We start from the raw sequence: 18,849 nt of genomic DNA, 5'->3' as shown, positions 1-18,849 counted from the left end.
CCATTTAGTCCTGATCCAATGTTCTTAAGGGGTGCATTCCCTCTACCATGCCCATGAAGGGGGGATAGATCGAATATCCAACCAGCGCCTGCATTGTGGGGGACAGGGCCCGGACTGTATCCTTGGATAATTCTAACAGGTAATTTTCCTGCTGCCGTAAATAGGCATCACAATATTGGTGGGTGATGGCAAAACGAGCGCTCTTTGATACGTTCATGCCGCCGCCGTGCCACGTGGTACCCAGAAAAAAGACAACAGAGCCCGCGGGCATAATGGCGGGGATTGCCTCACTGCGCTCAGGCATTTGATCATCGCCCCATGTATGGCTTTTGGGAACGATTACGGTTGCGCCGTTTTCTTCTGTAAAGTCATCGATTGCCCATACGGTTGCAGCACCCAGCGGTTGCCGCGGGCGGGGGATACGGTAAAACCCGTCATCCACATGTAAATCCTGTGCGTTTTCGCCGGGTAAGATGTTGATGATCTGACTTTGTGATAATAGGAAGCCGGGTTCAAAGAAACGATCCATCAAACCAAGGATACGCGGGTGTTCAGCCAGCATGTCAGTTGCACGGGTTTTGGAGAGCACATTATAAACCCGCTGGGTGCTGCGCCCCTCAAAACCGTTCCGACCTGTTTTATTAAGTAGGTCTAGGCATTCAGCTTTTATCGCCCTGCAAGCGTCTTTTGAAATCAGGTTTTCGATAATGACATAGCCGTCCCGCATCAGGGTTTCAAAGTCAGCATCGATCTCTGGGCCTTGGCGATCAGGCCCTGGTTTCAACTGCCGGTGCGTTTTAGCGTGATCGGTTGTGCGATAATTTCCTTGTTTCTCGCCTGGTGCCATGTGTTTTGTCCTGTTTTATGCTTTTTTATTCTTGCCTCTACTATTGTTATTCTTGTGCCTTTTGTTTCTGTAAGTCCTCAATCGGGATGTAATCAAAATCAAACTCGAAATGCCGTGGGCCGATTAACTCAATCCCTTTTTTACTGCGCCATTGTTTGGGGGCAGGAATACCGATAAGGGCAACCTTTTCACCAACCACATAACCACCATAACCGACGCCCAAGGTTGACTGGCCGCTAGCTGGGTCAAGATTATAAATATAATCAGGGGATATAGCGTCCAGTTTGTCATCGATCCAACCGACGATGTTTTCGTTTTTGACAAATAATTTGTAGGTGCGGCCCTTGTATTCATTTCGGCCTTCAAGTGTTGCCTCTACCCAGTTGAAACCCCTGTCGCCGCGCTCTTCTGCCTTGACGACAACACCGTCAAAAAGCTTATATCCGCTTGTGATAGTGACCAAGGCGTCAATAGGATCATGACCCTTTTGAACGGCTTCTCTGACTGTGCGGCCAAATAGTTCTGCCTCGGAGATACTGCCTTTAATTACCCCTTTTTCTAGCGTTTCACCCGACATAGGCGTCATGGTGATGTAGGCATCGCCGCCGCTTGCGACCGCAATTGCGCGGCTGATATCTTCTACGCGGTATTCGTCTACCGCGTGTTTGATAATAATCTGATCCCCCCAAGGTGTGATGATCGCTGTTGGCACCGATGCGATACCATTGATCCAGGGAATAGATTGCTGAACTTCGGGGACAGCACGGCCTGTAATGCCGCCGTCGAGCGTTGGTATATTCATATCAGCGCTCAGGAGGAGGGCAGCGGCAGTGGCACCCGCGGCTTCCGAGCGTACGAGCGCCGCCACAGTTTTTCCGGTATATTCACTGAATAGCTCAACAACAGCGCGCTCGGGGTTATCGAGCGTTCGCAGTCCCTGTTCTTTCGTCCGGTCAATCACATATTGCCACGGCCCGCCGCCGCCAATGCCCTGAACAGCAACGACCATGCCGTCCGTGGGGACATCCTTGACTTTGATTGTCTGGAAAACCTTGCCCGCCTTTAAGGCTGCCTTTACAGCCTTGATAGGTTCTGATGGGTCACAGTTACGCGTGGATTGGATACAAGAACCTACGAGAATATCGACGAGATTTTGTTCACTTAAGGTGCGGAGATTTTGGGAGGTTTCATCAGATACGGAGGGAGTGACCGACTGTATGACCATCATCAGGCATAGAATAATCTTTGCAGAATATTTGGATATGCGTGCATTCTTTGAGTATCGCAAAAGCAGCCTCCGTTATTGCTCAGACCAGCATGTCGCGCAAGATAGGCAACAGTGTCTTCATTGTAATAAGAGCACTCAGGACTGATTTTACTATCGGTTAATTACGGGAGGTGCGCAAGGTTGATCTTGATGGGGGGAAGCTAATGGATCGCTGTGTCTGGTATAAGCGCCGCCACCAACCGTAGTGACGGCGCGATAATTTCAAAGCTGTTAAACAAGCGCTGTTTCAAATAGCGCTAGTGTACGTGACCATGCTTTTTCCGCCTGATCTTTGTTATACACTGTTGAATCTGGTGGGCACCATCCATGAAGCGTGCCTTTATAGACCTCAATCTCGGCAGGAGTTCCTGCTTCTTTATATGCCGCGCGCAAAACATTTTTGGCATCAGGGAAGCGCTCGTCATCATTTTCTGCGATCGCGTGTAGTACGTGCGCGGGTGATTTCGGGATCAAAAGATGCGGGCTGTCTTCGCGGTCAGTGACCAAGCCACCACCATGGAAGGATGCTGCCGCCCCCACGCGTTCTGGCACCGCGCCGGCTGTACGCATAATAAGCGGTCCACCCATGCAGTATCCCATAGTACCAACTTTTTTCGATGTGTCCGTGCTGTCCTGTGCGTCCAAAAACTTGATATAGTGACGAGCGTCAGACATGCTTGCATCCTGCGTTAGTTTGCGCGCCATACCAATCAGGAACTTACGTGTGTCAGGGTCACGGAAGCTGGCATCTGGTCCAACAACCGGTGCTTTCGCATCACGGTAGAACGGGTTCACCACAAGAACGGAGTAACCTGCCATTGCGAGGCGCTTGCCCATCGCGCGGAACGCAGGGCGAAGGCCTTTGATATCTGGCCAGATCAGGACGCCTGGATGTGTCCCTTTTGATGGGCGTACAAAATAGCTATCGGATTGGCCGTCTTCCATATCAACGATGACATCGGACTCGGTAACGTCTTCTTCTGCCATTGCGGCTTTCGGGAACATAGCAGCCATGATTGCTGCTGCGCTCATCGATGTGAAGTCACGGCGATTCAGAAGGCCGCCGTTTTTTTCAAAAGTTTCGTTGTCGTTTTCTGTGAACTGATCACACATTGTACCCTCCTAAAATTCTGCCTAAAATTATGGGGGCACAATACATTGTGAGGGCAGGAATGCATATTCACGTCAGCGTGACAAAGCAACTCGCTTTACGCCAGGCCTTTGAACTTCCAGCGTAGCGTTTCCCCTGCGCGGTAAGGCATGATATCTTTGCCTGCTGCGTCCAGTCGTTCAGGCACCAGTGTTTCTTCACGTTTTAGAACTATTTTTTCCTTGTTCACTGGGAGGCCATAGAATTTAGGGCCGTTTAAGGATGCAAAGGCCTCTAACTTATCAAGCGCGTTTTCTTCCTCGAAAACACTTGCATAATTTTCTATGGCGTATGGGGCATTGAAAATACCAGCGCATCCGCACGCGCTTTCTTTGGCGTCAACGGTATGAGGGGCAGTATCTGTGCCCAGGAAAAACTTTTCTGAACCAGATGTTGCCGCTTTCCTAAGGGCGAGGCGGTGTTCTTCACGTTTTGCGATCGGTAGGCAATAATAATGTGGTCTGATGCCACCGTCGAAAATAGCATTTCTGTTAAATTCCAGGTGCTGAGGTGTTATCGTTGCGCCGATTGGCCCTGTTGACTCCATCACAAAATCAGCGGCGTTCGCAGTAGTGATATGCTCAAAGACAACTTTCAATTCAGGAAAAGCTTTGACGACCTTGCTCATCACGCGTTCGATAAAGACGGCTTCGCGGTCGAAGATATCAATCTCTTTATCCGTGACTTCGCCGTGCACTAATAGCGGCATACCAATTTCTTGCATCACTTCAAGAACAGAGAAAATATTTTCGATGTCGGTGACACCAAAACTAGAGTTTGTCGTGGCATTTGCCGGATATAGTTTACAGGCAGTGAGTACCCCGCTTTCAAAGCCTTTGCGTAGATCCTCGCCGTCAGTTGTGTTCGTGAGGTAACATGTCATCAAGGGTGTGAAATTATGCTCTGGCGATACGGCTGCGATTATTCGTTCACGATATTCATTTGCGAGCGCTGTCGTTGTAACAGGTGGCGCAAGGTTGGGCATAATAATCGCGCGTGCGAACTGGCGCGCTGTATAATTAGCAACAGACTTTAGCATGTCACCATCACGAAGGTGAGCATGCCAATCATCAGGGCGGGTTATGATGAGTTCTGTTGGGGTTTGATTATTAATGCCGGGTGCCATGGAACGCTCTTAATGTGGTTAATTGAATTTGAGCGTTCCTTTAGCATATTTATGAATTTTTGCACCAAAAATTACGTTAGAACACTTTTTACCCACGGCCCAAACGGCGAGCTGCCTAGCATTTCAATTTGCGCGTCAGCACTTGCCTGATTGATCTTTGTCTGCGGAATATAGGTTGGGTGCACCGGTCGGCGGAGCGGGCGTTCTCCCTTAGGCATCATAATGATTTCAGTAATATTGCGAGGAATGTCGATAGGATTGGTATTTCCTCCGCCGCCATCGGCTGTCATCCGCTCTATAAATGGTGCATAAGCCTTTTTCTGTTCTTCAGGCATACGCTCTAGCAGTTCTTTATTATAATTAACGCGCTTGCTCCAGATTTGTGTTGGGTATCCACCAGGTTCAATGATTGTTATATCGATGCCATATGGAACGAGCTCGTAAGCAAGTTGTTCGCTAAGTGCCTCAAGAGCAAATTTGGTCGCAGAATAGTGACCTGCGCTTGGAAGTATCACACGGCCGAGCTGTGATGAAATATTGAATATCTGACCACTTTGCGCTTTTCGCATTGATGGCAATAGTGCCCTTATCATTCGCTGCGGGCCAAAAACATTGGTGCTGAAGATGAGCTCGGTGGCCGCCATGTCTTGCACTTCAACCGGACCAGTAACACCAATTCCCGCGTTGTTGATCAATACGTCTATTGTTCCACCCGCTGACTTCAGGGCCCGATTGACGCCAGCCTCAATGCTTTCTTCTGAAAGGACATCAATCTCGATAATCTCGATATCGAGGTTATCTTTCTTGGCAACATTTGCGAGTTCATCCGCCTCTGGACGAGGAAGGTTTCGCATGGTTGCAAATACCTTGGCACCGCGCCGCGCGTAATATTCAGCGCCTAATCGGCCAAATCCAGATGAACAACCAGTAATTAAGATTGATTTACCAGTTAAATCCTGGCTGTCAGCAAAAACAGCGCTGTTTGCAGTAAACGATGTGGTCGCGGCAATTGCTGCGGTGCCTGCTAATAACTCTCGTCTATTGAGTTTCTTACGTGTCATCAGGTTGCTTTCCTATTTTTATTGCGGTGGTTTCATGATGTAATGATGATCCTCATTAATGATGAAAAGCAAGACTTTCTCTTAGTTTGTGGTATATTTTTAATCACAAATTAGGGAGGATATGATGGAACTAGGTGCGTTTTCACTGAGTTTAATAGTGAAGGATATTGAGATTTCTCGTGCTTTTTATGAAAAACTAGGGTTTGAAAAATTCCACGGTGATGTGGAGCAGGGATGGCTGATTATGAAAAGCCCTAGCTGTGTTATTGGCCTATTTCAGGGTATGTTTGATAAAAATATGATGACCTTTAATCCGGGTTGGGACAACAGCGCTGGTGAAGTTAACCCTTTCACAGATGTTAGGGATATTCAGAAGAGCCTGAAGGAAGGCGGGATAGAAATTCATAGTCCAGCCGATGAAAGTGGTGAAGGCCCCGCCAGTTTCATGGTTATCGACCCTGATGGTAATCCGATATTGTTTGATCAGCACCGATAAGTTTTTAAAAAGGCCGAATATTCGGCCTTTTATTTGAGGTTGCTATTTTGCCTCGTTAATTAGCTTGTTTCAGGTCAACTTTTATATAGTCACCCCAGTTGGTTGCAGATATTTGATTGACTGTCTCGGGCGTTAGCTTTTGTTTTGTTGCAAGTTCTAACTTTATCGGCGTTGAAGAGGCTGCCATGTACCCGCTTATTGCCTCTGCAAGGCCTTGCGGCGCATAGGAACCAAAAGACTGTGTTAAGTTTGCGATTACCAATCCGGTGAATTGCGCCCTGAGCGCTTCTGGGTCTGCGCCTGTTTGCTTCGCATAGCCATTAATAAAGCGGTTAATAATGCTTTTGTCAGTCAGTGTTATATTGCCTGAGAAGTTGTTGAATAAAGACGTATACAGTTCGATGACCTTGTCCGGGTTTTGTTGTATCTCTGGTGAATAAATAGCCAGAGCACTTTGATAATAAGTTTTTGGCTCAAAGTCATTCAGGGTAAAATCAACTGAGGCTTCAAGAATGTTTTCGATAGAAATCTGCGAATTGGAGGTATTTGTTTTTTTGTTTTGATCATATGCGGTTTCACTGACCATGGACAGGCTTGTGCCTTTTAGACCTATCAGATTAAGCTGTGCATCGAAATTAGGATCAAGACCAGTCAGGTCTGGAATGGCAAGATTGTCCCAACCGCTCTTGCTTCCGACAACGATATTATCCGTGCGCTTCAAATCCTCTACATAAAGGCGATCGAAGGATACATCGGAGCCATTTGGAAGCGACACGCTGAAATCGCTCCATTCGAAACTATCGATACCCATATAATTCAGAAAAACGGGCATCATTTCTTTCATGATGACAGATTGAGCTTTTTGTAGCTCAAGTATTTTTTCGGCTTCGTTCATGTTGTCGAGATCATTGGTAAGTGAATTCTGAGATAACTCAATGGCACTACCAAACCATGATAGGTCCCCACCTTTTATGACAATGTTACCGTAATTCATGTTCATTGGCAGAATGTTGTTGATGACGGTTTTGAATTGCAGGTCAGTTAATTCAAATTTCTCGAGGGCTTGCGAGCTCTCGTCAACATCAATCGTATATTCATCCAGCGACATTTCAAACGACTGCCCCGATGCGTGAGAAGTAGCATCAATTTTCACATCCTTTACATGAAAACTGTTGATAGGAAATTCGCGCAGCTTTTTGAGTTTATCTTCATCACCGAAAATTGCGAGGTCAGGGCTAGTAAGGTTGAACTCTGAGAATGTAATGTTGGCTTTATCACTTTCTAATTTGAAGGTGTCGGCAGACACGCCTGTTAGAACAAAGCTTCCGTCTTTCACTGAGCCTTGCAGCGTTGCATTTTCAATAAATGACGTACCACCTATCTCTGTGAGCTCTAGTGAAACACCTTTCAGATTAAACTTACCAAGGGCTGGATTCGCATCAATGCTGTCATAGGAAATGTTATACTTGCCTTTATTCGTTTCATTGAAAGCTTGAATTTCACTTTGAATACTGATTTCAACCTGATTTCCTAGATAGGTGTATGCTCCGACACCTAGGACGATGACTATGCCTGTGCCAAGTAATAATTTTGCTTTTGAATTCATAATGATAACCCCCTTGATGGTCTTTGATATGCCTATATTATAGATAATCTATATAGATAATCATAAGTCATAGATATTCAATATTTGATGGAATTGAGCGAAATAGAAGAAAAAATCCTTCTTACCCTCTTGAATGAAATCAATAGCTAACTTAAATACACGGTCATCGTTAGCACTCATGAGAGGTGAGTGCTAATAAGCGAATTTAAAACTTGGTTTATCACTAGGGAGAAAAACCATGGCATTACGCCCTCTTCATGACCGCGTTCTTGTGAAACGCCTTGATAGTGAAGCAAAAACTGCTGGCGGCATCATCCTGCCTGACACAGCACAGGAAAAGCCATCTGAAGGCGAAATCATTGCAGTTGGCAATGGTACAAAAGCCGAAGACGGTACAGTAACAGCGCTTGACGTGAAAGCAGGCGATAAGGTTCTTTTCGGTAAATGGTCTGGAACAGAAGTCAAAGTTGACGGCGAAGACCTGTTGATCATGAAAGAATCAGACGTCATGGGCATCATCGAATAATCATTCGGTTTTGCCTTTTTTCTTTTAAGTATTCTCAAATTATTTAGGAGGCCATGATGGCTGCTAAAGACGTAAAATTTAATGAAGACGCACGTGCACGCATGCTTGCAGGCGTTGACACACTTGCTAACGCTGTAAAAGTAACACTTGGTCCAAAAGGCCGTAACGTTGTTCTTGATAAATCTTTTGGTGCACCGCGCATCACTAAAGACGGCGTATCTGTAGCGAAAGAAATCGAACTTAAGGATAAGTTCGAAAACATGGGCGCGCAGATGGTTAAAGAAGTTGCAAGCCGCACAAATGATGTTGCTGGTGACGGTACAACAACTGCTACTGTTCTTGCGCAAGCGATCGTTCGCGAAGGCCTTAAGTCTGTTGCTGCTGGTATGAACCCAATGGATCTTAAGCGCGGTATCGATATTGCTGCTGCTTCTGTTGTTGAAAACCTTAAGTCACGCACTAAAGACGTTACAACAAACGAAGAGATTGCACAGGTTGGTACTATCTCTGCTAACGGTGAAGCTGAAGTTGGTCGTATGATCGCAGAAGCAATGGAAAAAGTTGGCAAAGAAGGTGTTATCACTGTTGAGGAAGCAAAAGGCCTCGAGAGCGAGCTTGACGTTGTTGAAGGTATGCAGTTTGACCGTGGTTACCTCTCACCATACTTCATCACTAACGCTGAGAAGATGACAACTGAGCTTGATAACCCACTTATCCTTCTTCACGAAAGCAAACTTACTAACCTTCAGCCTATGCTTCCACTGCTTGAAGCAGTTGTGCAGTCTGGTAAGCCACTTCTTATCATCGCTGAAGACATCGAAGGCGAAGCGCTTGCAACACTTGTTGTAAACAAACTTCGCGGTGGTCTTAAAATTGCTGCGGTTAAAGCCCCTGGTTTTGGTGATCGCCGTAAAGCAATGTTAGAGGATATCGCTATCCTTACAGGTGGTCAGGTTGTTTCTGAAGACCTCGGTATCAAGCTTGAGAACGTTGGCCTTGATATGCTTGGTACAGCGAAGCGCGTAAACATCACGAAAGAAGATACAACAATCGTTGACGGTGTTGGTTCTGAAGATGATATCAAAGCACGCGTTGAGCAGATTAAAGCACAAATCGAAGTGACAACTTCTGATTACGACAAAGAAAAACTTCAGGAGCGTCTAGCGAAGCTTTCTGGTGGTGTTGCTGTGATCAAAGTTGGCGGCGCTACAGAAGTAGAAGTGAAAGAGCGCAAAGACCGCGTTGATGACGCACTTCACGCAACACGTGCTGCTGTTGAAGAAGGTATCGTTGCTGGCGGTGGTACTGCACTTCTTTACGCAACTAAAGCGCTTGACGGTGTTACTGGTGCAAACGACGACCAGAATAAAGGTGTAGATATTATTCGCCGTGCGCTTCAAGCCCCTGTTCGTCAAATCGCTGAGAACGCTGGTGTTGACGGCGCGGTTGTTGCTGGCAAACTTCTTGAAGGCGGCGATGTGAACACTGGTTTCGATGCTCAGAACGAAGAGTATACAGACCTTGTTGCTAAAGGCATCATCGACCCGACTAAGGTTGTTCGTACAGCCCTTCAGGATGCGTCATCTGTTGCAAGTCTTATGATCACAACTGAAGCAATGGTTGCTGAACTTCCAGAAGATAAAGCAGCAGCTCCTGCAATGCCTGATATGGGCGGCATGGGCGGTATGGGCGGCATGGGCTTCTAAGCCAGTTGACCAATTGCTAATTACTTCAAAACCCTCGAGGAGAAATCTTCGGGGGTTTTGTTTTCTTTATTGTATGCGTATGGTAGCGCACTAAAATATAAAGTTTGCGGGGATATGAAATGAAACTTCACATACGCCATATAGTTTTTATTTGTCTTGGTTTCTTGGTTGTTGCTTGTAGTGATAATGCAGATAAGCAGGCACCGAAAAAGCCTTATGTTGCTGATTTTGATCGTGAGAACGCTATTCGTGTTTTAGAGCACTTGTCATCGGACGATATGGCAGGCCGCCAAACGGGAACAGAAGGGAATGCTAAAGCACGGGCCTATATTATTGAGCAATTGAAAAGCTATGGTGTTGGGCCAGTTGGGGACAGCTTTGATCATATATTTGAATTTACCCGCCGGCAGCAAGATAATTCGGAAACCCGTATGACGGGTGTTAATATTCTGGCGAAGCTTGAAGGCAGCAAACCAGAAAGCGATCGGAAAATGATCGTTGCTTCTGCCCATTATGATCATGTTGGTGTTCGGGGCGACGAAATATTCAATGGTGCTGATGATAATGCTTCTGGGGTGACAGGGCTTTTTGCAGTGATTGAACATTTTTTAAAGCATCCGCCTGAAAATGATATTGTATTTGCTTTCTTCGACGCAGAAGAAATGGGACTTCAGGGTGCTAGGGCACTTGTTAGCTCAAATGAGGCCTTAGGCAGCAAGCCTGATTTTAATATAAATTTTGATATGCTCAGTCGCAGCGATAAAAACGAACTCTATGCAGCAGGTAGTTTCCATACCCCTCAATTAAAGCCACTTTTAACCAAAATTGGCGAACAGGCGCCTGTGAAGCTGATGCTAGGGCATGATGATCCAGCGCTTGGAAACGATGACTGGACACTTCAATCTGATCACGGCCCTTTTCACCGTGAAGGCATACCGTTTTTATATTTTGGTGTAGAGGATCATCCGCACTATCATCGTCCATCTGATGAATTTGAAACAGTGCCTCAAGACTTTTTCCTACGATCTATTGATACAGTCGTTTTGGCAAGTCAGTTGATTGATCAGTCGATCAATGAAATCTTAGAATAATAGATAGTATATAATCGGTGATGGTGTTTATTTACGCAGCATCACCGGCCAGGTTAAATGGTAGCTTGATTGTGCTTTTACGATATTCATTCCATGAAGATGACATTGTATCGATGGTATCTGTGAACATATCAGGTGGTAAAAGTGCCCATTTCCAATCGCGGTAGCTATGGCATGGGAAAAATACATTTTCGGGCGCTTCGTTTGAACTGTGGTTGCCGTCTAGCCAATCAAACAATCCCCAGGTTATCGCCCTGCCGGACCTAAGGGTTTTTGTTGCTGTGCCTTCCCCCAGTGATGCTTCAACAATTTCGGCCAGATCGATCAATTCTTTTTCCGTTGATAAAAGGCAGAGTTTTTTTTCGCCATCACCGTTGCAAAGCATGAAGCTTCTGGGTTGCGGTAGATAATAATATTCAGTGAATGGGAATTGCTCATAAACCTGATCCAGAACAACACTTACGTCGTGCTGTTCGAATTCCTGTGTGTGTGCAACCCGTAAGGCTTTGGCATACGGTGAAATAGCCGTTCCAATATAGTCCTGATGCAACTGCTTGACCATTTGTCTGATTTTTATGAGGGCATCAGGGTCGCTTTTGGAAATAAAGCGATCAATGAGACCTTCATTGAAAGCGTCAATGATTTGGTCGGTGTTCGCTTTCCCGGTTAGAAGAATTTTTTTGACAGGGATATCAGCGATAGCTCGGCAAAATTCCAATCCAGTCATTGTCGGCATTTGATAATCAACAATGACCACTGAAATCATTTTAAATCGATCCGCTAACTGTGTGTATTGTCGTAACTTGGATGATTTTAAAAGGACAACACAGTCGCCTGTTTCGATGCTTTCACCGTCTACACCATAGCCATATTTAGAGAAGAAATCGTGCAGTTCGCTGGTGATTTCTTGTGTGTGAAACAGTTTCTGCATTGCTTGCCCGGGTGATGAATAGCATAAACTGGCACAATGACGTGCCATGAAGGCGCGCATGGAATTTAGAAAGTCCTCGTCATCATCTAATATGAGCGTGCTGCACGGATGAAAAAAGGGCATTGCAGGATCATAAGGAGATGACATTATCTAATTTCCTTCCTCGGAAGTCGAATTGTGAACTCAGTGTATTGTCCATGTTCAGAACGACAAGTAATTGTTCCCTTAAAACTATTAATTACTCGCGCACAGAAAGCAAGGCCCAGACCAATACCCCCTTTGGGGCCGGAGTAAAAGCGATCGAATATTTTTGCAAGTTCGCGTCGCTTCATCCCGGTGCCGGTATCGCGAATAATCAGGCTGTGGTATTTCGCGTTTTCAGGGTTTTGCTCGGCAGGAATTAATGAAATAAATATCTGCCCGTTGTCGGCAATTGAAATGGCCTGAAGTGCATTTTTGATCATATTCATCACGACATGAGACATTAATAGTTCATCACCCCAGAACTTAAAATTAATCGTATCGTCAAATTGAATGGCAGCTCGTTCGCTGTCGGTTAGTGGGAAATGCTCAATAACATCGATAATAATTTCACGCATTGAATATAAGTTGAAGGCTTGATCATTGATAGACTCTTCCCGCACATTCTGAAGCAAACTATCGACGATAAGCGACGATTTTGAAATATGCCGACTAAGCCTCGCGGATATTGCTGTATATTCTTCATTATCAAGGTCAGTGATATCAGCGTTCGCAGCTTCTTCGCATATATTTTTAAAGTTATCGATTTCCATCCTTAGGCCAAGCATTGGTGTTCTAAGCTCATGTGCAATTGACCCTGCCAGCGCAATTGCCTTTTTTCTGTTTGAGGTTATCGCCCACAATTCTGCGAACTTCATAACAAGACCGCCAGTAATGGCAAAGATTATGACTGGTATCGCTTCATATAGATTTAACGGAGTAATGTAGGTGTCAGGGGTTAGTAAGAATAATAATATAGCTGATCCTGAGCCCGTAATTGTCATAATAATGAAGTTGGATAAGTTCATTATAAGGGCGAGATACAGAATAGCGCAAATCAATGACCCAAGCCATGCCCCGGTTGCATTGTTTTGAAGGAATAAATAAGTGAAGAAAAACGGCAAACTAAATGTAAACAAAAAGAAATATAGAATTCTCAATTTCTTTTGGTTTGTTTCGTCTTTTGAATAGCTCGCAAGAAAACAGATTATACAGAATATTGTACCTATAATCCGTAAATGCAAATTTTCATAAGACTGAGGAAGAATATACTGCCAAATATAATAATACAGAGGAAAACCAATTATTCCTAATAGGGAAAGCATCCTGACTTTTATTTGTGTATACTCGAAGTCGTAAACAGGATTTGTTTTTAGAAACATGTCTTTCTCACTAAATACTGCTTACATGATAACTCTATATTCTAGTTTCAGCAAATTAGTACTATACTGATCTTTCCGAAAGTCACCGCCAGCTGATGAAAGGGTTCGAAATGCAGCAACATAAAGCGAATTGTAATCATGTTAGTCGAAATTGTAAATCTCCTGAAAATCCAGCATTTGTGAAGGAGATCGTCGATACAGGTTTTCTGCTTGATAAAGACCAGCACCACTCTCATATCGTGTTGGGTGATATCAGGGTAGACGGCGATGAAGCCGCCATTAAAATGCAATCCAATGATTATCTTTCAATCGCTTCTGATAAACGGATTGCAGCAGCCAAAGCCGAAATATTGCTAGAACAGGGCCACGGCGATGCGATGTCACGCGTTTTTACCCATGACCGGGAAGACGTATATAAGTCGTTCGAAAAGCGAATGGCCTCTATACTAGGGGCGGAAGACGCGGTTCTTTGTATGTCAGGGTATAATGCAAATACGGGTATTATTCAGGCTTTCGCCAAGCAGGGTACCAATGTTTACATTGATATTAAAGCGCATGCTTCGTTATGGGAAGGGATCGCGTGTGCACGCGCAAGGGCAAGGCCGTTTAGGCATAATAACATCGATGACCTACACCGGAAAATAAAACGATATGGACCGGGTTTAATAGTTGTCGACGCATTATATAGCACCAATGGAAAGATATGCCCGTTGGAAAAATTAGTAGAGATCGCGGAGGACTATGCCTGTGCAATTATACTAGACGAAACCCATTCCTTTGGATGTCATGGAAATTTAGGGGGCGGCATCGCCGTTGAAATGGGGATTGAAGATAAAATTCATTTCAGAACTATTGGGCTTTCGAAGGCTATTGCGGCGCGCGGCGGCGTAGTTGCAGGGTCAAAGCGAAATATGGAATTTTTCCGTTATGAAGCGTTTCCGATGATTTTTAGTACATCTGTTTTGGCTTATGAAATTGCAGGTTTTGAGAAGACGCTTGATATTATCAATAGTGAAACATGGCGCAGAGAGAAGCTTCATGAAAATCATGCGTATCTCCGCGATGGTTTGTTAAGCTTGGGTTATGATGTTGGTGAATGCGATAGCCAAATAATTGCAATTATTGCGGGCTCTAACCCGGATACAATTATATTGCGTGATTATTTAGCATCCAATGGAATATTTGGTTCAGTTTTTGCTCCACCCGCGACAGCCGAGGGGGCTGCTCTGGTTCGGTTTACAATTAACGCAGATCTCAATCGACAGGATTTGGATAAGGTTTTAGGTGTGTTTGCGAAAGCCAGATATGAGCTGGATCTGGATTGTGTTCCTCGCTTATGTGCCTTTGATTTATTTCAGGCGGCGGAATAGACACTCATTTTTTGGATCAGTAGTATCGAAAGGGAGAAAATATAGCTAATTTCATGGTTGTAAAATCATGTTGTATAATTCTATTGCATTTTAGCACCAGTTTGATTAGGTTCCCGCTTCAATTTCATGAAAGTGTAACTGACGCTGTGATAAAGCATGCCCATATCAACCAAGCCCTAAGGCTTCGACGACGATAAGTATCAATTTAATTTAGACTTATTGTTGTAAAGGCACGTGTGTGCCATGATATGGAAAAATGACATGATCATCATAGATCAGGAGCACGTTTTGGATGCTCCACAAATTGAAATGCTTTTGGACACTACCTTTGGACTGGGTAGAAAATCCAAGTCATCTTATAGCCTAAGAGAAAATATCGACCCGATACATGACCTAAGTTTTGTATTGCGCTCAAACAACGTGGTTCTAGGGACAATTCGATTTTGGCCAGCCGTCATTCATGATGTTTTAGGTGGTTCTGACCAGCAAACGCTTTTCTTAGGCCCGCTTGCCATACATCCAGATGTTCAAGGCACAGGGTACGGCAAAATGCTTGTTGATGCTGCCCTTGCTAAGGTGGATGAACTCAGCTTCAGCCGTGTCATGTTAGTTGGTTGTACCAAGTATTACGGTAAGTTTGGTTTCCGTTCAGTAAAACCCAAATATATTTCCTTACCGGGGAACCGAGATGCAGAGCGATTGCTTGTGCGTGAAAACGGTAGTGTTCGTTCCTTGCCTTCGCTTGGTCGATTAATAGCAAGTGATGGGCTTCATGGTAATTGTATGGATGGCCGAATGTCTGATAACGAACAACCATTGTATGTGGGATAGAATGCATCCAAGGGGCTTGAAAGCCGTACAAAGTTATCAATTAACCGTTTATCATTCACAAAATGGTTTGTAGCTTTTGGCCTTGTTCTTATACTCGACGGAGTAGGAGAAGACTGTGACGAACACAAAATCAAATTTGCGGCTTGAAGAGATTGTGAAGCAAATCGGTAAACAGAGTTTTCCGCCTGTTGAACGATGGAACCCTGACTTCTGCGGGGACATCGATATGCGGATCGCGGTTGATGGAACATGGTATTATATGGGAACACCAATCGGACGGGAGAAAATGGTTAGGTTGTTCGCAAGCGTCCTCAGAAAAGATGAAGATGGCAAAACCTATTTGGTAACGCCAGTGGAAAAAATTGGTATTACTGTTGATGATGCACCGTTTGTTGCAACCGAATTAAACGTCGTTGAAGAAGACGATGGACGCTATCTTCATTTCAAAACGAACGTTGGTGACGAAGTTATAGCGGGGCCAGAGCATCCTCTCTGGGTCGTTGAAAATAATCTGAACGGGGAACCGCGGCCCTATATTCGAATTAGAGGGCGGTTAGATGCCTTAATATCACGATCGGTGTTTTATCAGTTGGCTTCAATGGCTGAATTGCATGATAATACGGATGCTGGCAAATCCTTCGTCGTTGAAACTGCCAATGGGTTATATCATCTGGGAAATGCAGAAGAGTTTGAGGGGCAATGATGTTTGAGAGTTGGATTGAGTATGCCTTAGCGAATGAAAATCCTGCTGCACGTGGGGTCCGAAGCGACGCAGACCTGAATGCTATGTTGGCAAATGAAGGGAAAACTCAGTCTGCGTTAGAAGGCGTGGAAGCCGTTAACGCGATAAAAGAAATGGGGGAGGTGAAGCCTGCTTCTGTTTTAGTTCCTGTTGTTATGCATGAACAACCAACCATTTTGCTTACGAAACGAAATCAAACCCTCAACAAGCATGCTGGTCAGGTTAGTTTCCCGGGCGGTAGGATTGACGCAAGTGATGCCAATGCGAATGCAGCTGCGCTTCGTGAAACGTATGAAGAAGTTGGTATTGCCGAAGATTATATATCTTTAAAGGGAACACTTGATACATATTATACGGGTACAGGCTTTAAGGTAACGCCCGTCGTTGGTATATTAAAACCCGGTTTCACGATAACCAAGCAAGACAGTGAAGTTGAAGAGGTTTTTGAAGTTCCGTTAAGTTTCATTTTGGACCGAGGAAACCACAAACGTGAAAGCGCGATGTGGAAAGGGATTAGAAGGCACTATTACAGCATACCCTATAATGACTATTATATTTGGGGCGCTACGGCTGCAATGCTTGTGAATTTGGTTGATATTATGGAAGCTGTTAGAGGGCGGTAAAAAATTATGGCACTGATTTTAATACGCATATTACTGCTTTTGACGCCAATTATTGTTATAGTGACTTGGCTGTTTTTGCGAGCAAGGAAAAACGCCGATGGTGAACACAGTCCTGATACCGAACTTACTAATGTGCGGACGATCCTCACGATCTTGCTGGCCCTGATAGGCTTAGTGAGTGCCATTTTATATTTTAGTGACGAAGACCAAGGAAAACCCGGTCAGATATATGTTCCAGCCCGGGTGGAGGACGGCAAGGTGGTCCCCGGTTATTTTGAAGATGAATCTTCTTTAGGGAAAAAGGATGTAGAGCAACCTTCTACCCCAGAGAATGAAAAATCGGAGCCGCAAAGTGGTGGCCAAGATTGATCAGAACCTAAAGCGGGATTTCGATTGGTTGCATGACCCATTTCTACGCCGTGTAGTTGCAGCAATTGGTGTTGAAAATATACGGTTTGTTGGTGGTGTCGTTCGGGATAGTCTGTTGGGGCGGCGTGTCCATGATATAGATGCTGCGACAACTCTTGCGCCAGAAAATATTACCGTGAAATTAAAACAGGTTAGCATTAGTGTTATCCCAACGGGAATAAGCCATGGAACTGTCACCGCGCATTCAAAAGACTTAGATATCGAAATTACTACGTTACGTGTCGACAAGGAAACCGATGGTCGACATGCAAAAGTGGCGTTTACAGATAATTGGCAACTGGATGCCGAGCGACGAGACTTTACGTTTAATGCAATTTACGTCGACGCAAATGGAGTTATCTATGACCCTTGCAACGGTATTGAGGATTTAAAAACTGGCGCGGTAAAATTTATTGGCGACCCGAACATCCGAATCCAAGAAGACGCTCTACGTATCCTGAGGTTTTTCAGGTTTTCAGCATTTTATGGGCAAAGGGATATCAATCAAGACGGATTAAAGGCGTGTAGGGACCAAGTCAGGTTAATTGAAGGGCTGTCTGTTGAGCGAGTTCGGGACGAATTTCTGAAGATATGCAATGCTCCAAACCCATATGGAATATTCGTTCATATGTTTGATGCAGCTGTCATAGGGTATGTTTTACCCAATGGTGATGACCTAAAACAAACTGACTGTTTTCGGCGGCTTGAAACCCTAATAGCGTGTGAGCGGTTGTTGGGTATTAGCGTGGAACCATGGTCGCGTTTCATATGTTTTTATGGCGTAGATTATGCGAATTTCAACGCTCTAGGTAAGGCCTTTAAATTATCCAGAAAACAAACCGATGTTTTGGTAAAAGCATGTAGTGCACATCGCTATTTCTTAGAAAGAATAGACCAAGCAAGTACGATTGGTGCTTTATGCAAATCTGTGATTTACCGATTTGGGTATCACGCATTTCGTTTAATTATCCCGCACAGTAAGCAGCTATTCGATACATTTTTGAATGACCAAAGCTTGCTTCATGATTTGGCAGCGTGGAATATCCCAGTTTTTCCTGTTTCTGGTCGTGACCTGATTGCCCTAGGTATGATGCCAGGGCCTGCTATCAGTGTTTCGCTGAATGCACTTGAGGCTCTTTGGGTTGAGAGCGATTTCCTGATGTTAAAAGACGAATTATTAGCAACAGTTAAAACGTGAGTTCAATTTTATACGGGTTGCCCCTATGTGTAACTGATAGCTAATAGTATGAGGCTGTAACGCATGAATTTGCCAATGCTTACCAGAATAATGAATGGCAAGAACCGTATTTTAAAAATACCGGCAATAAAGGTCAGCGGGTCTCCAATGATCGGTGCCCAAGCGAATAATAAACTATAGACACCAAAACGTTCGAAAAGCCCTTTGGCTTTTTTAAAACTGGTTTTGGTTGCATATTTCGTCTGGATTTTATCCTGCACAATAATGAATTTTCCGAGCAACCAGTTCACGACAGAACCAAGTATGTTGCCCGTTGTTGCAGCAAGTAAAAGGAAAACAGGCTCGCCAATATCCTCAATTAATAAGGCGGATAAAGCAAGTTCTGAAAACGCAGGGAGCAAAGTGGCTGCAATGAAGGCATTAAGAAATAATGCCCAATATACGGCGATATCTTCCACGTGTTTCCC

General features: G+C 44.6%; 19 protein-coding genes. 10 read left to right on the top strand and 9 right to left on the bottom strand.

Features of this window, described 5'->3' with window-relative positions; genetic code table 11:
* Positions 1-4 precede the first annotated feature (4 nt).
* From KFF44_RS11790 to KFF44_RS11770, 5 genes are all read right to left on the bottom strand, one after another.
* Complete coding sequence (locus KFF44_RS11790) at positions 5-847, bottom strand: phytanoyl-CoA dioxygenase family protein (RefSeq protein ID WP_255934476.1); 843 nt, start codon at positions 845-847, stop codon at positions 5-7.
* Positions 848-893: 46 nt separating this feature from the next.
* Positions 894-2,135 (bottom strand): DUF917 domain-containing protein, encoded by a 1,242-nt coding sequence (locus KFF44_RS11785; RefSeq protein WP_255934475.1) that lies wholly within the window; start codon positions 2,133-2,135, stop codon positions 894-896.
* Between the two features lie 210 nt (positions 2,136-2,345).
* Positions 2,346-3,227: a dienelactone hydrolase family protein gene (locus KFF44_RS11780; RefSeq protein WP_255934474.1), complete on the bottom strand. Its 882-nt coding sequence runs from the start codon at positions 3,225-3,227 to the stop codon at positions 2,346-2,348.
* A gap of 95 nt (positions 3,228-3,322) precedes the next feature.
* A complete protein-coding gene (pyrC, locus tag KFF44_RS11775) occupies positions 3,323-4,390 on the bottom strand; it encodes a dihydroorotase (RefSeq protein ID WP_255934473.1) in 1,068 nt (355 codons plus the stop codon).
* A 71-nt stretch (positions 4,391-4,461) separates the two neighbouring features.
* Complete coding sequence (locus KFF44_RS11770; protein ID WP_255934472.1) at positions 4,462-5,451, bottom strand: SDR family oxidoreductase; 990 nt, start codon at positions 5,449-5,451, stop codon at positions 4,462-4,464.
* Positions 5,452-5,575: 124 nt separating this feature from the next.
* Here KFF44_RS11770 and KFF44_RS11765 point away from each other — a divergent pair, with 124 nt between their 5' ends.
* Positions 5,576-5,947, top strand: coding sequence for a VOC family protein (locus KFF44_RS11765; protein ID WP_370691162.1), 372 nt, complete (start codon positions 5,576-5,578; stop codon positions 5,945-5,947).
* 55 nt (positions 5,948-6,002) lie between these two features.
* On the opposite strand, the gene KFF44_RS11760 is transcribed toward KFF44_RS11765, so the two are convergent.
* A complete protein-coding gene (locus tag KFF44_RS11760) occupies positions 6,003-7,553 on the bottom strand; it encodes a YdgA family protein (RefSeq protein WP_255934469.1) in 1,551 nt (516 codons plus the stop codon).
* A 238-nt stretch (positions 7,554-7,791) separates the two neighbouring features.
* Here KFF44_RS11760 and groES point away from each other — a divergent pair, with 238 nt between their 5' ends.
* The 3 genes from groES (at position 7,792) to KFF44_RS11745 (ending at position 10,876) form a co-directional block, all read left to right on the top strand.
* The gene (groES, locus tag KFF44_RS11755) at positions 7,792-8,079 is read left to right on the top strand and encodes a co-chaperone GroES (protein ID WP_255934467.1); all 288 of its coding nucleotides are present in this window, start codon (positions 7,792-7,794) and stop codon (positions 8,077-8,079) included.
* 56 nt (positions 8,080-8,135) lie between these two features.
* Positions 8,136-9,785, top strand: a complete 1,650-nt coding sequence (gene groL / locus KFF44_RS11750; RefSeq protein WP_255938819.1) for a chaperonin GroEL — start codon at positions 8,136-8,138, stop codon at positions 9,783-9,785.
* A 119-nt stretch (positions 9,786-9,904) separates the two neighbouring features.
* Positions 9,905-10,876 carry a M20/M25/M40 family metallo-hydrolase gene (locus KFF44_RS11745; RefSeq protein WP_255934465.1) on the top strand — a complete coding sequence of 324 codons (972 nt, stop codon included), beginning with the start codon at positions 9,905-9,907 and terminating at the stop codon, positions 10,874-10,876.
* 31 nt (positions 10,877-10,907) lie between these two features.
* Here KFF44_RS11745 and KFF44_RS11740 read toward each other — a convergent pair whose 3' ends face one another.
* Positions 10,908-11,954, bottom strand: a complete 1,047-nt coding sequence (locus KFF44_RS11740; protein WP_255934463.1) for a response regulator — start codon at positions 11,952-11,954, stop codon at positions 10,908-10,910.
* Entirely contained in the window at positions 11,954-12,706 is a 753-nt protein-coding gene (locus KFF44_RS11735) for a sensor histidine kinase (RefSeq protein WP_255934461.1), read from the bottom strand. Before KFF44_RS11735 ends, KFF44_RS11740 begins: the two co-directional genes overlap by 1 nt.
* A gap of 614 nt (positions 12,707-13,320) precedes the next feature.
* Here KFF44_RS11735 and cqsA point away from each other — a divergent pair.
* The 6 genes from cqsA (at position 13,321) to KFF44_RS11705 (ending at position 18,382) form a co-directional block, all read left to right on the top strand.
* Positions 13,321-14,580 carry an alpha-hydroxyketone-type quorum-sensing autoinducer synthase gene (cqsA, locus tag KFF44_RS11730; RefSeq protein WP_255934459.1) on the top strand — a complete coding sequence of 420 codons (1,260 nt, stop codon included), beginning with the start codon at positions 13,321-13,323 and terminating at the stop codon, positions 14,578-14,580.
* A gap of 261 nt (positions 14,581-14,841) precedes the next feature.
* Positions 14,842-15,411, top strand: a complete 570-nt coding sequence (locus KFF44_RS11725) for a GNAT family N-acetyltransferase (RefSeq protein ID WP_255934457.1) — start codon at positions 14,842-14,844, stop codon at positions 15,409-15,411.
* Positions 15,412-15,526: 115 nt separating this feature from the next.
* Complete coding sequence (locus KFF44_RS11720; protein WP_255934456.1) at positions 15,527-16,114, top strand: DUF1285 domain-containing protein; 588 nt, start codon at positions 15,527-15,529, stop codon at positions 16,112-16,114.
* Positions 16,111-16,776: a CoA pyrophosphatase gene (locus tag KFF44_RS11715; protein WP_255934454.1), complete on the top strand. Its 666-nt coding sequence runs from the start codon at positions 16,111-16,113 to the stop codon at positions 16,774-16,776. The genes KFF44_RS11720 and KFF44_RS11715 overlap by 4 nt, the downstream gene beginning before the upstream one ends.
* 6 nt (positions 16,777-16,782) lie before the next feature.
* Positions 16,783-17,145: a DUF6111 family protein gene (locus tag KFF44_RS11710; protein ID WP_255934453.1), complete on the top strand. Its 363-nt coding sequence runs from the start codon at positions 16,783-16,785 to the stop codon at positions 17,143-17,145.
* Positions 17,129-18,382: a CCA tRNA nucleotidyltransferase gene (locus tag KFF44_RS11705; protein WP_255934452.1), complete on the top strand. Its 1,254-nt coding sequence runs from the start codon at positions 17,129-17,131 to the stop codon at positions 18,380-18,382. Before KFF44_RS11710 ends, KFF44_RS11705 begins: the two co-directional genes overlap by 17 nt.
* A gap of 23 nt (positions 18,383-18,405) precedes the next feature.
* On the opposite strand, the gene KFF44_RS11700 is transcribed toward KFF44_RS11705, so the two are convergent.
* Complete coding sequence (locus KFF44_RS11700) at positions 18,406-18,840, bottom strand: YqaA family protein (protein WP_255934451.1); 435 nt, start codon at positions 18,838-18,840, stop codon at positions 18,406-18,408.
* Positions 18,841-18,849: the final 9 nt, after the last annotated feature.

Origin of the sequence: Kordiimonas sp. SCSIO 12610, from assembly GCF_024398015.1 — a bacterium.
Classification (GTDB): Bacteria; Pseudomonadota; Alphaproteobacteria; order Sphingomonadales; family Kordiimonadaceae; genus CANLMI01.
Note: the sequence above shows the minus strand (reverse complement) of the source record. Positions and strands in the feature narration are given on the sequence as shown.

Excerpts from the sequence above, each read along its gene's own strand:
- KFF44_RS11790 (WP_255934476.1), bottom strand. The coding sequence starts at position 847 with ATGGCACCAGGCGAGAAACAAGGAAATTATCGCACAACCGATCACGCT.
- KFF44_RS11780 (WP_255934474.1), bottom strand. The coding sequence starts at position 3,227 with ATGTGTGATCAGTTCACAGAAAACGACAACGAAACTTTTGAAAAAAAC.
- pyrC (WP_255934473.1), bottom strand. The coding sequence starts at position 4,390 with ATGGCACCCGGCATTAATAATCAAACCCCAACAGAACTCATCATAACC.
- KFF44_RS11770 (WP_255934472.1), bottom strand. The coding sequence starts at position 5,451 with ATGACACGTAAGAAACTCAATAGACGAGAGTTATTAGCAGGCACCGCA.
- KFF44_RS11765 (WP_370691162.1), top strand. The coding sequence starts at position 5,576 with ATGGAACTAGGTGCGTTTTCACTGAGTTTAATAGTGAAGGATATTGAG.
- KFF44_RS11760 (WP_255934469.1), bottom strand. The coding sequence starts at position 7,553 with ATGAATTCAAAAGCAAAATTATTACTTGGCACAGGCATAGTCATCGTC.
- groES (WP_255934467.1), top strand. The coding sequence starts at position 7,792 with ATGGCATTACGCCCTCTTCATGACCGCGTTCTTGTGAAACGCCTTGAT.
- groL (WP_255938819.1), top strand. The coding sequence starts at position 8,136 with ATGGCTGCTAAAGACGTAAAATTTAATGAAGACGCACGTGCACGCATG.
- KFF44_RS11745 (WP_255934465.1), top strand. The coding sequence starts at position 9,905 with ATGAAACTTCACATACGCCATATAGTTTTTATTTGTCTTGGTTTCTTG.
- KFF44_RS11740 (WP_255934463.1), bottom strand. The coding sequence starts at position 11,954 with ATGTCATCTCCTTATGATCCTGCAATGCCCTTTTTTCATCCGTGCAGC.
- KFF44_RS11735 (WP_255934461.1), bottom strand. The coding sequence starts at position 12,706 with ATGAAGTTCGCAGAATTGTGGGCGATAACCTCAAACAGAAAAAAGGCA.
- cqsA (WP_255934459.1), top strand. The coding sequence starts at position 13,321 with ATGCAGCAACATAAAGCGAATTGTAATCATGTTAGTCGAAATTGTAAA.
- KFF44_RS11725 (WP_255934457.1), top strand. The coding sequence starts at position 14,842 with ATGATCATCATAGATCAGGAGCACGTTTTGGATGCTCCACAAATTGAA.
- KFF44_RS11715 (WP_255934454.1), top strand. The coding sequence starts at position 16,111 with ATGATGTTTGAGAGTTGGATTGAGTATGCCTTAGCGAATGAAAATCCT.
- KFF44_RS11710 (WP_255934453.1), top strand. The coding sequence starts at position 16,783 with ATGGCACTGATTTTAATACGCATATTACTGCTTTTGACGCCAATTATT.